13 protein-coding genes are annotated in these 12,986 nt (G+C 62.9%); 10 read left to right on the plus strand and 3 right to left on the minus strand.

The genetic code is table 11. From position 1 onward, the window contains the following. The first annotated feature begins 7 nt into the window (after nucleotides 1-7). The 3 genes from HF989_RS03085 to HF989_RS03095 are packed head-to-tail and all read left to right on the plus strand — an operon-like array spanning nucleotide 8 to nucleotide 3,134. Nucleotides 8-559, plus strand: coding sequence for an FxsA family protein (locus HF989_RS03085; protein ID WP_168683870.1), 552 nt, complete (start codon nucleotides 8-10; stop codon nucleotides 557-559). Then, on the plus strand, nucleotides 560-2,137 hold the full coding sequence (gene lnt, locus HF989_RS03090; protein WP_168683871.1) for an apolipoprotein N-acyltransferase: 1,578 nt from the start codon (nucleotides 560-562) through the stop codon (nucleotides 2,135-2,137). Then, the gene (locus HF989_RS03095; protein WP_168683872.1) at nucleotides 2,124-3,134 is read left to right on the plus strand and encodes a polyprenol monophosphomannose synthase; all 1,011 of its coding nucleotides are present in this window, start codon (nucleotides 2,124-2,126) and stop codon (nucleotides 3,132-3,134) included. The genes lnt and HF989_RS03095 overlap by 14 nt, the downstream gene beginning before the upstream one ends. A gap of 78 nt (nucleotides 3,135-3,212) precedes the next feature. On the opposite strand, the gene HF989_RS03100 is transcribed toward HF989_RS03095, so the two are convergent. Beyond that, on the minus strand, nucleotides 3,213-3,590 hold the full coding sequence (locus tag HF989_RS03100) for an RNA polymerase-binding protein RbpA (RefSeq protein ID WP_168683873.1): 378 nt from the start codon (nucleotides 3,588-3,590) through the stop codon (nucleotides 3,213-3,215). A gap of 118 nt (nucleotides 3,591-3,708) precedes the next feature. Between HF989_RS03100 and HF989_RS10750 the strand changes: the two genes are divergently transcribed. Together HF989_RS10750 and HF989_RS03105 are read left to right on the plus strand one after the other, a co-directional pair. Further along, nucleotides 3,709-4,056: a hypothetical protein gene (locus tag HF989_RS10750; protein WP_288865937.1), complete on the plus strand. Its 348-nt coding sequence runs from the start codon at nucleotides 3,709-3,711 to the stop codon at nucleotides 4,054-4,056. A 7-nt stretch (nucleotides 4,057-4,063) separates the two neighbouring features. Continuing rightward, the gene (locus HF989_RS03105) at nucleotides 4,064-4,774 is read left to right on the plus strand and encodes a YceI family protein (RefSeq protein ID WP_343033529.1); all 711 of its coding nucleotides are present in this window, start codon (nucleotides 4,064-4,066) and stop codon (nucleotides 4,772-4,774) included. A gap of 138 nt (nucleotides 4,775-4,912) precedes the next feature. On the opposite strand, the gene HF989_RS10880 is transcribed toward HF989_RS03105, so the two are convergent. Next, nucleotides 4,913-5,680 carry an SAM-dependent methyltransferase gene (locus HF989_RS10880; protein ID WP_343033531.1) on the minus strand — a complete coding sequence of 256 codons (768 nt, stop codon included), beginning with the start codon at nucleotides 5,678-5,680 and terminating at the stop codon, nucleotides 4,913-4,915. 683 nt (nucleotides 5,681-6,363) lie between these two features. On the opposite strand from HF989_RS10880, the gene HF989_RS03115 reads away from it, so the two are divergent. From HF989_RS03115 to HF989_RS03135, 5 genes are all read left to right on the plus strand, one after another. Next, the gene (locus HF989_RS03115; RefSeq protein ID WP_168683875.1) at nucleotides 6,364-7,701 is read left to right on the plus strand and encodes an NAD(P)/FAD-dependent oxidoreductase; all 1,338 of its coding nucleotides are present in this window, start codon (nucleotides 6,364-6,366) and stop codon (nucleotides 7,699-7,701) included. Between the two features lie 296 nt (nucleotides 7,702-7,997). Next, complete coding sequence (locus HF989_RS03120) at nucleotides 7,998-10,049, plus strand: pyruvate formate lyase family protein (protein ID WP_343033534.1); 2,052 nt, start codon at nucleotides 7,998-8,000, stop codon at nucleotides 10,047-10,049. 39 nt (nucleotides 10,050-10,088) lie between these two features. Continuing rightward, nucleotides 10,089-10,340 (plus strand): autonomous glycyl radical cofactor GrcA2, encoded by a 252-nt coding sequence (grcA2, locus tag HF989_RS10885; protein ID WP_038611508.1) that lies wholly within the window; start codon nucleotides 10,089-10,091, stop codon nucleotides 10,338-10,340. Between the two features lie 3 nt (nucleotides 10,341-10,343). Beyond that, nucleotides 10,344-11,219 (plus strand): pyruvate formate-lyase-activating protein, encoded by an 876-nt coding sequence (gene pflA, locus HF989_RS03130; RefSeq protein ID WP_168683877.1) that lies wholly within the window; start codon nucleotides 10,344-10,346, stop codon nucleotides 11,217-11,219. Between the two features lie 225 nt (nucleotides 11,220-11,444). Continuing rightward, a complete protein-coding gene (locus HF989_RS03135) occupies nucleotides 11,445-12,515 on the plus strand; it encodes a magnesium and cobalt transport protein CorA (RefSeq protein WP_168683878.1) in 1,071 nt (356 codons plus the stop codon). Here HF989_RS03135 and HF989_RS03140 read toward each other — a convergent pair. After that, nucleotides 12,512-12,961 (minus strand): PaaI family thioesterase, encoded by a 450-nt coding sequence (locus HF989_RS03140; RefSeq protein ID WP_168683879.1) that lies wholly within the window; start codon nucleotides 12,959-12,961, stop codon nucleotides 12,512-12,514. The two genes, HF989_RS03135 and HF989_RS03140, sit on opposite strands and share 4 nt — an antisense overlap. Nucleotides 12,962-12,986: the final 25 nt, after the last annotated feature.

Below are 12,986 nucleotides of genomic sequence, written 5' to 3' on the forward strand. Positions count from 1 at the left end.
CAACCCCATGCCGATCCCTCTTCTCGCATACTTCGTTGTCGAAGCGCTCGCGTTCTTCCTCGTGGCCAGGGCCATCGGCGTCGGGTGGGCGCTTCTGGCCATATTCGTGCTCATGATTGCAGGCGGCGCAGCTGCCACCCTGGCGCTGCGCGGCGCAATGATGGACGCCGTGAACGGCCGCTCGAGCGTGGGCAAACTCGCCGGAGACACCGCGTTGCTCATCGGTGGGTGGGCCTTGAGCGTCGTCCCCGGCTTCGTCACCTCCCTTGTGGGCCTGCCCCTGGTGTTTGGGCCGACTCGCGGCCTCATCCGCAAGACCATGACCAGGCGAGCTCGCTCCGCCGTGGAGAACCTCGGCGTCCGCGTGTACAACGCAACCCCGCTGGGACAGTTCCAAACCAGCTACGGCAGTTTTACCCAGTCGGGCACCCAGCCCAGCGCACCGACGGGCGCAGACCAGCGACAGGAGCCGGTCATCGACGCCGACGAGCTCGAGCAGTGGTACCGCATGGACGGCCCAGACGGCCCCGATACCGACTCCCAAGGCGGGGCGCGTTAAGTGCCCGCGTTCATCCGCTTCGGGCTCGCCGCCGTTTCCGGCTGGCTTGTGTACCTGTCCTACGAGCCAATCGGCCATTGGTGGGCGGGGATCGCAGGTGTGGCGCTGCTATGGCTCATGCTCGTTCCTTGGCCGAGGAGCGTGACGACCCCGCTAGGAATGGCGGGCGAAGCCCAGGAACGCCCGACCGTGGCATTCGGTGCGTTCATCGGCTTGACGCACGGGTTGTTCTGCTACCTCTTCTTGCTGCCGTGGGTGGGCGAATTTGTTGGCCCGATGCCCTATGTCGCGCTCGCGGTGACGATGGCGCTCTACGCGCTAGCCACAGGCGCATTCGGCGTCGTCGCTGCACGCTGGCGTTTCGGCACGTTGGCGTTTCCCTTCATCTACTTGGCGGTCGAGTTCGTCCGGTCGTCCTGGCCCTTTGGGGGCTTTGCCTGGGTGCGGCTCGCGTGGGGTCAGATCAACGGCCCGCTCGCGCCGCTTGCTGCCTGGGGCGGACCTGCGCTTGTCACCCTCGCTGCCGTGTTCGTGGCGGTCGGGCTGGGGTCGCTTCTCTGCGCAGCTTCGCGCCGCGCTGCCGCCCTGGCCGTTGTCCTTCCGCTCGCGGCAGGCCTCCTCGCGGGTCTCGGAGTCGGCGGGGACTCGTCCACAGTCGACCGTGCCCGCGTAGCCGCCGTGCAAGGCAACGTTCCTCGAATGGGATTGGACTTTAACGAGCAGCGCCGCGCCGTATTGAGCAACCATGTCAACGAAACGCTGAAGTTGGCGAAGGAGACCCGCGATGCCGGCGAGCCTCTCGATATGGTGATCTGGCCCGAGAACGCTTCCGACGTCAACCCCTTCGCCGACACTGAGGCTGCGGCGCTGGTCGGTGTCGCCGTACGTGGAGTGGACGCACCTGTGCTTATAGGCACGCTCACGCGCGACGACGCGGGGGCGCGCAACACCATGGTCGTCTTCGATCCGGAAACGGGTGCGGGGGAGCGCCACAACAAGCGCTTCTTGCAGCCGTTCGGCGAATACATGCCGATGCGCGACTTCTTCCGCAATTTTTCCGAGCTGGTGGATTTGGCCGGGGACTTCAAACCCGGCGACGATAACGGCGTTGTCCACATGGGCAACATCCCGGTCGGAGTGGCCACCTGCTACGAGATCGCTGAAGACGAGGCGTATCGCATGGCGGTACGCGGCGGGGCGCAAATACTGTCGACGCCCACGAACAACGCCACCTTCGGGTTCACGGACATGACCTACCAGCAGCTGGCGATGAGCCGGATGCGAGCACTTGAGACCGACAGGGCGGTCGTGGTGGCCGCGACATCCGGTGTGTCCGCCATCGTGCACCCAGACGGCACGGTCTCGCAGCAGACCAGCATTTTCGAGCCAGCGCACTTGATTGAGGAGCTGCCTCTGCGAACCGGAACGACGCCGGCAGTGCGTTTCGGTGGAGCGCTGGAATGGTTGCTCGTCGGCGCTGGCGCGCTGCTTATGCTCGCCGCAACCGTGTCCGCACGCAAGAACCGGCGAGGGTATGCTCCTTCGAGAAACCCCAAGCGTACCTATGAGGAGATGTAGCGCCGTGGCCAACCAGACACTGGTGATTATCCCGACCTATAACGAGGTAGAAAACCTCCCGCTCATCGTCGAGCGAGTGCTGGCCACTAAGGATGCGGTGGACATCCTCGTCGTCGACGACAATTCGCCTGATGACACCGGCGCAAAGGCGGATGAACTTGCCCAGGCGCACGACGAAGTATACGTCTTGCACCGCACTGGCAAGGAGGGCTTGCTCGCCGCCTACCGAGCGGGCTTCACTTGGGGTCTTGAGCGCGACTACAACGTGCTCGTCCAAATGGACGCCGACGGCTCGCACGCGCCCGAGGAGCTGCACCGCCTTCTCGACGCTGTTGCCGACGGCGCAGACTTGGCCATCGGCTCGCGCTACATCGACGGCGGCGAGGTGAAGAACTGGCCGAAGGAGCGCTTCTTGCTGTCCAAGCTGGGCAACCAGTACATCTCCGTCGCGCTGGGAACGGACGTGGCAGACATGACGGCCGGCTACCGCGCGTTCAAGCGGGAAGTGCTGGAGGAGCTCGACCTCGACGCGCTATCTACAAAGGGCTACATCTTCCAAGTCGAGATCGCCCACAAGGTGGCCAAGCTTGGCTACGACGTACGCGAAGTCCCGATCACGTTTGAGGACCGCAAACTGGGCGAATCCAAGCTGGACGCCAGCTTCGCAACCGCATCCCTGGCAGAAGTGACCAAGTGGGGAGTGACGGAGAAGGCCACGTTCGTCAAGGACCTCACCGCGGAGACTGGCCGCCAGTTGGCACACGCCGTGGAGCACTCCCAGCTCGCAGACCTGGGCAAGAAGGCGGAGGGTGCCCCGGAGCGAGTCATCACCGCCATCGGTGAGTTCGCTGCAGTGGCGAAGCACGAGGTCCAAGGCTTCGACCTGGGAGCACTGCGTTCCCGGGCAGCACGCAGAGTTAACGACGCAGTCCACCTGGGAGAGGAGACGGCGCGCCAGGCTCTGCACGCGCTTGGTCTGGACGGCAAGCGCCGGTAAAAGAGCGAAACAGCGAAGCGCCCGTCCGGCGACCATGGTCACCGGACGGGCGCTTCGCGCGAGACGCGAGGAGGCGGGCTAGCCCTCGTTGGCCTGCTGCTGCTCCTTGGCAATGCGGGCTGCGGTGCGGCGACGCTTGCGCAGCTGCTCTAGACGCTCTTCGAGCAGGACATCGAGCTCCTCGATCGTGCGGCGTTCCCGCAGCATGTCCCAGTGGGTGCGCGGCGGCTTGGCGGGCTTGGATTCCACGCCTTCGCCCTCCATAAGGGTGCCTACCTGGCCGTTCTTGCACATCCACTCTTCAGGGATCTCGGCGTCGTCTGCGAACGGCACCTCAAACACCTCGCCGTTCGGGGTGCGGTACTTCGCCATCTGGCGCGGCGCGAGATCATGGTCGCGGTCCGTTTCGTAGCTGACTGCGCCCATGCGGCTACCGCGGAGAACCCGATCAGCCATGGCACTCACCATCCTTTTCAACCCGTTTGTTTTCAGTCGCTCCAGTATAACGGTGGCTTCGCGCGGATTGTTCCCCGCCACTTCCCGTAGAAGGACAGTTGTAATAGAGTATTTCGTTGTGACGGATAACCTACGTTCCTTTACCAAGAAGGCTCCCGTGTGCGCGTGGTGCGGTAAAGACATTCCCGTGAACCACGGTCGCGGCAGGAAACGGAAGTATTGCGGCCCTTCCTGTAAGCAACGCGCGTACGAACAGCGCACCATGCTTGCTGGAACTGCAGTGGAGGAGGACGCCGTGATCCTCAACCGCAGCCGGGTCGCCGAGATTCGTGATCGGCTGTACGCGCTGCGGTGCGCGGCGGAGGACATTCGCACCGCAAACGCCGAGGGTGCGGGCCCTGACGATTTGGCTCCGCTATGTGACGAATTAGTAGACTTGGCCCGGCAACTTGAAAGGCTGAGGTGATGTCCACGTGGTGACGAGCGCGGAGGCGAACGCGAAAAAGCGCAGAATTCTCATTATTGCCGTGTCCATCTTTATCGTCGTCGCGGTGGTGGTGGCCATGGTTCCGTTGTTGATGAATCTATTCATGGGCAACGGAGTGAAAACTGAGGGCATCGAATCCGAGCAAGTGTCGGCGGCGTCCACAGAGACCGACGGCGAGTGGCAGGTGACCAACCGACCAGGCAGCAATTCCACCTCAGCAGGGTTTACGTTCGACGAGGTGTTGCCCGGTGAACGGCGCACCACGTCGGCGTCCACTCAGGGTGTGACCGGTTTTGCGACGATTGTTGACGGCACGTTGACTGCCGGCGAGATCACGGTAGACATGCAGCATCTCACGTCGGACAGCGATGTGCGGGATGAGTCCGTCCGGCAACGTATTTTCCACACTGCGGAGTATCCGGAGGCGACGTTTAGGGTGACTGAGCCTGCGGATGTGTCGGCGGTGCCAGACGACGGCTCCGTCGGCTCTGTGGAGCTAACCGGAGACCTGACCATTCACGGAACGACGCAACCCGTCACGCAACGTTTTGATGTAGCGCGGTCCGGAGACCGTCTCATCGTAGCGGGCGACATCCCGATCAACCGGCTGGACTACGGTGTGGAAACACCGGAGCTCGTTGCAGCGAAAATTGCCGAAGACGGCGAAGTGAATGTCCGCGTGAACCTGACTAAGTAGTCGCCTTAATTACGTAACATGACGTAATTAAAAACACGGGGAGGCTTAGTGCAAGGCGCACTGGGCCTTTTCTTATCCCTCCAGAACTGTCCGATAATGTATATTATGTCAAGTAACGTGGGAGGGGCTAAGCCCGCCTTAGCGGCGCCCGCTCCTGTTACGACGTGCCAAGGTGATTTGCGCGAGATCGATCATTCCCAGCCGCGCCATTGCCTCGCGCAGCGCGAACTGCCATACCCACATCCTCCGGAAGACCGCGTCGTAGCCGTCGGCGGCGGCGCCGCGGACTTTGCCGTCAAACGTGATGCGCTGCAGGCGGAGCGACGCCGCGAGGTGCTCAGGCGCAGACGTTCGCGCCACCACGTGCAGATCGGTGTTCCTGTCGATGTCCTTTGCTATCTCGTCCGCGCTTGCATACCGCAGCCCGGGCCAAATGTACGCCCGCATGGATTCGGCAGCCAGATCTGCCAGGCCGCTGTACACGGAGGTACGCACAATCGTCTGCAGAGCCACTCGTCCACTCGGCGCCAGCATCGCATCGACGGACCGCAGGTAACGCACCTGCTGGCGCCGCGGCCACGTCTCCAGCGATTCTGTGTTCACTACAGCGTCGTAGGATCCCCGCCGCTGGCGCGCGAGCGCCCCCGGCCCCTCAGCGACTCTCTCCGGGGCAACCGACCCGTCCGAGCCGGCAAAGATCAACCGCTCCCGCAATGCGGCGTAGAGCCGCGCGTCTCGGGCAACAGCGTCGACGGTGGCGCCGCGTGTAGCAGCAGCAAGCGCCAGCGTCCCACCTCCGGAGGGATACTCCAACATGTGGGTGCCCGCGGCGACGCCGACTGCGTCTAGAAGCATCGTGACGCTGCGGTTTTGCGCGTCTTGAAGGTCAGCGCGCTCCGACTCCATGGGTGTGCCGATTTCCGTCACTGATACGAAATGATGAGCAGGTTCGGATCCCCGCCCGGCACCTCGCACATGCGATTTCACCCGAGCGCGTTCAGTGGTTGCCACACCGGTGGCGAAATGCCCTTGAAACGCACTCATGCCGTCACCGGAAAAATGCGCGACTAGGTCAGGCGGCACATCACCCGCCATCGCCGGCCGCGGGGCATCCACTCGAGGCGTGCGCGGACGGTATCCGGCGCGCAAGAGGGCCGTCAGGGCGTCGACAAGCTGCTCAGAGCTTGTGGTCGACCACTCGCCTGCCATGTATCCCTCAGCGAGCCCTACCCAGCCCCCCGCCGCAATGCGCGGGAAGACTTCCGCCCGCTCGACGGTAATGTCTGCCTCGTCGCCAGAAAGGCTCAGCCCCGCCGCCGCACACGCTCGCGCAAAACCAGCCTCCGCACGTTTGGTACGTAACCTGCCCGGTTGCGGAACTGCAGCGATTCCCGGCCACACGTCCGCGTCAATGGGCTTCAGGTGGGCTGGGCGGCTCTCGCGGGTGAACTCGGACATTCTTTGCATGCTAGTTGTCGCGCTGTTGAAGACGGGATGCCACGGCGGAGGCAGCGCTCCCGGATCATCTGTAAGCGCGTACTATGTAGGCCGTTCCAGTAACGAAAGTCATTGACCCGAGGAGAATGCTCATGGCCTCACAGGTGAACCGCCCCGCTGGCAGCCGCCACCACGTTGTGATTGTCGGCGCGGGTTTCGGCGGCGTCAACGCCGTGAAGGAGCTCGCGGACGCTGATGTCGACATCACGTTGATCAACAACACCAACCACCACCTTTTCCCGCCGCTGCTGTACCAGGTGGCGACGGGCCTGATGTCCTCGGGTGAGATCACCGGCGACATCCGCCAAATGTTCGCCAACCAGCAGAACGTGCGTGTGGTGCGCGGCACCGTCGAAACCGTCGATACCGACGCGAAGACCGTCACCTCCGTCGAAGGCGGAAAGGAGTCCGTCTTCGGCTACGACTCCCTCATCGTGGCTGCCGGCGCTGGACAGTCCTACTTCGGCAACGACCACTTCGCCCAGTTTGCGCCGGGCCTGAAGACCCTGGATCACGCGTTTGAGATCAGGGCCCGTCTGATCGCCGCCTTTGAGCGTGCGGAGCTTGCAGAGACCCCTGAAGAGCGCGAGCGTGAGCTGACGTTCGTGATCGTCGGCGCAGGCCCAACCGGCGTGGAGCTAGCTGGCCAGGTGGCGGAGATGGCACACCGCGCGTTCACATCGGGCCGGTACTCCTTTAGCACCGAGCAGGCCAAGATCTACCTGCTCGACGGTGCGCCGCAGGTCCTGCCTCCTTTCGGCAAGCGCCTGGGTAAGAAGGCGCAGCGTGAGCTGGAAAAGTCCGGCGTGACCGTCATTCTCAACGCCATGGTGACCAACGTGGACGCGGACTCCGTGACCTACAAGGACATGAAGACGGAGCAAGAAACCACCATCGACACCCCGACGAAGATCTGGTCCGCCGGTGTGGCCGCTTCCCCGCTGGGCAAGCAGGTTGCGGAGCAGCTCGGCGCCGAAGCTGATCGCGCCGGCAAGGTGGCGGTCAACGCCGACCTCTCTGTGGGCGACGATCCGAACGTCTTCGTCATCGGCGACATGATGAACCGCGACCGCCTCCCTGGTGTTGCGCAGGTGGCTATCCAGTCCGGTGAGTACGTGGGCAAGATTATCAAGGAGCAGGTCGAACACGACGTCGCTCCGGAGAACCGCGACCCGTTCGACTACTTTGACAAGGGCTCGATGGCCATCATCAACCGCTTCAACGCGGTAGTGAAGATGGGCAAGGTCGAAATCACCGGTTTCATCGGCTGGCTCATGTGGCTCGGCGTGCACCTCTCCTTCCTTACCGGCACCCGCAACAGGATCGTGGCTGCCAACGAGTGGACCATCAACGCCTTCTCCCGCACCCGCCACAACTTGGCGGTGACGGAAGGCCAGCTCGAGCGTCCCGTACAGGAGGACGAGGAGTAGACCACGCCCCTCAGGCTCCCCGGTACCAGGCACAACCGAGAACTGGTACCGGGGATTTTTCTCTGCGTAAAACGTGCCGCAAATCACTCCAATCGTACTACCTATTCGAGCTAACAACGGCCTACACTGAGTGGTAAGCGGCAAGCGCTTTGAAAGTACATGGGCATGAGATTGGGCAAGCGCAGCCGCCAGAGTTCCTTATCGTTTCACTGAAGAAGGACTGTGCAACTGTGACTGTTTCTACAGAGCCGCAACTTGAAAACCGCGCATGGGACGGCTTCGCGCCGGGACCGTGGATGGAACGCATCGACGTCCGCGATTTCGTCCAGCGCAACTACGCCCCTTACGACGGGGATGCATCGTTCCTAGAGGGTGCAACCGACAAAACGCTTCGCCTCTGGGACCACTTGGATAAGAACTACCTCGCCGTCGAGCGCGACCGCCGCGTCTACGACGTCGACACCGAAACCCCCGCCGACATCGACGCGTTCAAGCCGGGGTACATCTCCGAGGACGACGACGTCATCGTGGGTTTGCAGACGGACACCCCGACCAAACGCGCCATGATGCCGAACGGCGGCTGGCGCATGGTTGAGCAGGCCATCAAGGAAGCCGGCAAAGAGGTGAACCCGGAGGTGAAGAAAATCTTCACCGAGTACCGGAAGACGCACAACGACGCCGTCTTTGACATCTACACCCCGCGCATCCGTGCCGCCCGCTCGTCGCACATCGTGACGGGTTTGCCAGACGCCTATGGCCGCGGCCGCATCATCGGCGACTACCGCCGGGTCGCCCTGTACGGTGTGGACTTCCTCATCGAGGAAAAGCAGCATGCCAAGGACGCCTCGTTGGAGCAAGGGTTCTCGGAGCACTGGGCCCGCTACCGCGAAGAGCACGCCGAGCAGATTAAGGCGCTGAAGAAGCTGAAGAAGATGGCTGCCGACTACGGCTTCGACATCTCTGGGCCGGCCACGAACGCGAAAGAAGCGGTGCAGTGGACCTACTTCGGCTACCTCGCGTCCGTCAAGAGCCAAGACGGTGCCGCAATGTCCATCGGACGCCTCTCCCCTTTCTTGGACGTGTACTTTGAGCGCGATCTGGCCAACGGCACGCTCACCGAGGTTGAAGCCCAAGAGATCATCGATGCGCTGGTGATCAAGCTGCGCATCGTGCGCTTCCTCCGCACTGAGGATTACGACCAGATCTTCTCCGGCGACCCCTACTGGGCCACCTGGACCGACGCGGGCTTTTCGTCCGACGGCCGCCACCAGGTGACCAAGACGGCGTTCCGTCTGCTGCAGACGCTGCGCAACCTCGGGCCTGCGCCGGAGCCCAACATCACCATCTTCTGGGATCCTTCCCTTCCCGCGGGATACAAGGAGTTCTGCGCCGCGATCTCCATTGAGACGTCGTCGCTGCAGTACGAGTCCGACAAGCAGATCCGCGATAAGTGGGGCGACGACGCCGCGATCGCCTGCTGCGTGTCCCCCATGCAAGTGGGCAAGCAGATGCAGTTCTTCGGTGCACGCGTGAACGCGGCGAAGGCATTGCTCTACGCCATGAACGGCGGCCGCGATGAAGTCAGCGGCAAGCAGGTCACCGACGGCGACCACACCCCCATCGAGGGCGACGGCCCGCTCGACTTCGACGAAGTCTGGCAGAAGTACGAAGAGATGCTCGACTGGGTCATCGGCACCTACGTCGAAGCCCTGAACATCATCCACTACTGCCACGACCGCTACGCCTACGAGTCCATCGAGATGGCGCTGCACGATTCCGACATCGTCCGCACCATGGGCTGCGGCATCGCAGGCCTGTCCATCGTGGCCGACTCGTTGTCCGCCATTAAGTACGCGAAGGTCACGCCGGTGCGCGACGAAACCGGCTTGATCGTCGATTACGTCACCGAGGGCGAGTTCCCGGTGTACGGCAACGACGACGACCGCGCGGACGACATCGCGGCGACGGTGGTGCACACGGTGATGCAGAAGATCAAGGCGATCCCGCTCTACCGCGACGCCATCCCAACGCAATCGGTGCTGACTATCACCTCGAACGTGGTCTACGGAAAAGCCACCGGTTCCTTCCCCTCGGGCCACAAGGCAGGCACCCCATTCGCGCCAGGCGCGAACCCGGAAAACGGCGCCGACAACCACGGCATGGTCGCCTCGATGCTGTCCGTGGGCAAGCTCGACTACAACGACGCGCTGGACGGCATTTCGCTGACCAACACGATCACGCCGTCCGGCCTGGGCCGCAACAAGGAAGAGCAGGTCACCAACTTAGTCGGTGTACTCGACGCCGGCTTCATCATGGACAACGCCGACGTGGCGGTCCACCCCGCCTAACCCACACCCACCCACAATCGATTCGAAGGAGTCACCACAATGTCCACCCCCACTTTTGACGAGCGCCTCGCCTCTATGAAGGCATCTCGGTCAGCACACAACATGGAGTCGGGCCTGTACCACGCCAACATCAACGTCCTGGATGAGTCCACCCTCGAGGACGCGATGGAGCACCCGGAAAACTACCCGAACCTGACTGTCCGCGTCTCCGGCTACGCCGTGAACTTTGTCAAGCTGACAAAGGAGCAGCAGCGCGACGTCATTTCCCGTACCTTCCACCAGGGTGCGTAGTCGATGGCCCAAGACGGAACGAGCGGCGTCGTCACGCTCTCGCCTGAGCAAGGCGAGCGCGTGCGCGGCGTCGCCGCCGGTTTAGGCGGACTGTCCACCGACGACCTAGAAATCAACCGGCCTGAGTTGTTCGAGGCCCGCCGCACCGGCGAGATCGGCCTCATTCACTCATGGGAGCTGGTGACGGCTGTCGACGGCCCCGGCACCCGGATGACCATCTTTCTTTCCGGTTGCCCGCTGCGGTGCAAGTTCTGCCACAATCCGGACACGATGGAAATGAAAGAAGGCACGCTTGAGCGCATTGACGACGTTGTGCGCCGCGTGCTGCGTTACAAGCAGGTATTTCGCGCCTCCGGCGGGGGGCTCACACTCTCCGGCGGCGAGCCGCTGTTCCAGATCGCGTTTACAAGGCGACTCCTTAAAGCGGTGCACGACGCAGGTGTGCACACCACAGTCGACACCTCCGGGTTCCTCGGCGCCCGCCTCACGGACGAGGACCTGGACAACATCGACCTGTTTCTTTTGGATGTCAAATCCGGCGACCCAGAAACCTACGAGCACGTCACCGCCCGTCAACTGCAGCCGACCATCGACTTCGGCGATCGCCTGCACGCAAAAGGGAAGGCCGTGTGGATCCGCTTCGTGCTCGTGCCCGGTCTCACTGACAGCGAGGAAAACATCCAGAACGTCGCCGACATCGTCGCTCGGTGGGAGGGCACCGTGGAACGCGTTGAGGTGCTGCCCTTCCACAACATGGGAGCCGACAAGTGGGACAAGATCGGGCTGGATTACGAGCTCAAGGACGTCGCTCCCCCGAGTGCTGAAGCTGTGGAGCACGCCCGTGAGATTTTCCGTAGTCGCGGCCTGACGGTGTTTTAGGCGGTATCGAGGCGGTGTTGCAGGCCCCGGGTTTCGGGGCTGTCCCGCCCCACACCCCCGTTCGACAACCAGCCGACAGGGCGTAATATCACCTGAGTTGTTCAGCGTGCCCCCGGGTGCGCTCTCCGCCGCACAGGACCCCAGCGAGAGTGCAGTGTTGCAAACTGATTGAACGCACCGCCGCACCGCTGGGGCCCTCGCATGAGTGAAAGGGGGCTTGCAACTATGCCGCCGCGAATTCCGATGCCGGGTCAACGACCGAGGAAGGTACAGCCTCCCACCGGCTCTATTCCGGTCCCCCTTGAGCGGCAAATTGATTTCTGCCGCGTGTTTGTGGACGGTAAACGTCAGCCTGGGAACGTCCGCATGGGGCACGCGCTTGAGGTGGTGGAGCGCTACGAGAACGCGTTCGTGTGGCTGAGCCTGAAAGAGCCCTCCACCGCGCAGATGGAACGGGTGGCGGAGATCTTCGACATCGAGGATCTGGTGGTCGACGACGTGGTGGACGCCCACCAGCGGCCGAAGATCGAGCGCCATGACGAGCAGCTGTTCATGGTCGTCCGCTCCGTGTCGTACCGGGACGACGAGGAAGTTGCGGACGCCCGCGAGATCATTTCCACCGGCGAGGTGCAGATGATCGTCGGCGAGAAGTTCGCCATCACCATTCGTCACGGGGCCCAATTGCCGGATCTGACGGCCAAATTGGAGGACGAGGAAGAACTCGCGGTGCTCGGCCCCACTGCCGTGGCTTGGGCGGTGTCCGACTATCTGGTGGACAACTACCTGAAGGTCACTGACTTACTCGAAGACGACGTGGACGATCTGGAAAACGAGGTCTTCACACCGCGCCGCACCATCAACATCGACAAGATTTACACCTACAAGCGCGAGATCTTGGAGATGCGCCACGCCATCGATCCGCTCGCGCCGGCTCTGCGAAACGGGTTGAACAACAACAAGGACGTGCTGCGCAAGGCGCTGCGCACCTACTTCCGGGATGTGCAGGACAACGCCACGATCGTGAGTGATCGCCTCTCGGGCTTCGACGAGCGCCTGACCTCGCTGCTCGACGCCTCCGTCGCCAAGGTGACCATGCAGCAAAACTCCGACATGCGCACCATTTCCGCCGTCGTCGGAATGGCCGCTGTGCCCACGCTGGTGGCGGGCATCTACGGCATGAACTTCGAAAACATGCCCGAACTGGGGTGGCGCTACGGTTACCCGGCGGCGTTGTTAGTCATGCTTGCCGCCATCTCCGCAATGTGGTGGTGGTTCCGGAAGAACCACTGGCTCTAGTTGTCTAGAACCATCAGCTTGAGGTTGGTCACGGCGACAAGCTTGTCGCCGGAGCGCATCTCCACGCGCCACAGGTGCGTGCGCTTGCCGACGTGCACCGGCCGGGCCACCGCACGGATCGTCTCCCCGTCCCGGACGCTGCCCAGGAGGTCGGTGTAGTTGCTCATGCCGACCGCGGGTTTGGCGCACGCGGCGACTGCCCCAATTGACGCGAGTGTTTCGCCGATGACGCAGTACAAGCCGCCGTTGGCGATGCCGGTGGGTTGCAGGAGGCGCTGATCTACCGCAAGCTCGCCTTCGAGACGATCCTGCGCGCAGTACGTCAGTTGCAAGCCGAGGGTTTGGGCGAAATCGAACGCGGTTGAGTTCACGGTTGCGAGTTCTTCTTCGCTCAGCGGCGCTTCGATGACCTCGCGGTACAGACGCGATTGCTTCTCCAGATTCATGCCCGCCGATGATACGGGCGCGAGC

This window comes from Corynebacterium mucifaciens (assembly GCF_012396315.1).
GTDB lineage: Bacteria > Actinomycetota > Actinomycetes > Mycobacteriales > Mycobacteriaceae > Corynebacterium > Corynebacterium mucifaciens.

Bases quoted from the DNA above. Each gene is read 5' to 3' on its own strand.
- HF989_RS03085 (WP_168683870.1), top strand. From the start codon at position 8: ATGCCGATCCCTCTTCTCGCATACTTCGTTGTCGAAGCGCTCGCGTTC.
- HF989_RS03095 (WP_168683872.1), top strand. From the start codon at position 2,124: ATGAGGAGATGTAGCGCCGTGGCCAACCAGACACTGGTGATTATCCCG.
- HF989_RS03100 (WP_168683873.1), bottom strand. From the start codon at position 3,590: ATGGCTGATCGGGTTCTCCGCGGTAGCCGCATGGGCGCAGTCAGCTAC.
- HF989_RS10880 (WP_343033531.1), bottom strand. From the start codon at position 5,680: ATGGAGTCGGAGCGCGCTGACCTTCAAGACGCGCAAAACCGCAGCGTC.
- HF989_RS03115 (WP_168683875.1), top strand. From the start codon at position 6,364: ATGGCCTCACAGGTGAACCGCCCCGCTGGCAGCCGCCACCACGTTGTG.
- HF989_RS03120 (WP_343033534.1), top strand. From the start codon at position 7,998: ATGGAACGCATCGACGTCCGCGATTTCGTCCAGCGCAACTACGCCCCT.
- grcA2 (WP_038611508.1), top strand. From the start codon at position 10,089: ATGTCCACCCCCACTTTTGACGAGCGCCTCGCCTCTATGAAGGCATCT.
- pflA (WP_168683877.1), top strand. From the start codon at position 10,344: ATGGCCCAAGACGGAACGAGCGGCGTCGTCACGCTCTCGCCTGAGCAA.
- HF989_RS03135 (WP_168683878.1), top strand. From the start codon at position 11,445: ATGCCGCCGCGAATTCCGATGCCGGGTCAACGACCGAGGAAGGTACAG.
- HF989_RS03140 (WP_168683879.1), bottom strand. From the start codon at position 12,961: ATGAATCTGGAGAAGCAATCGCGTCTGTACCGCGAGGTCATCGAAGCG.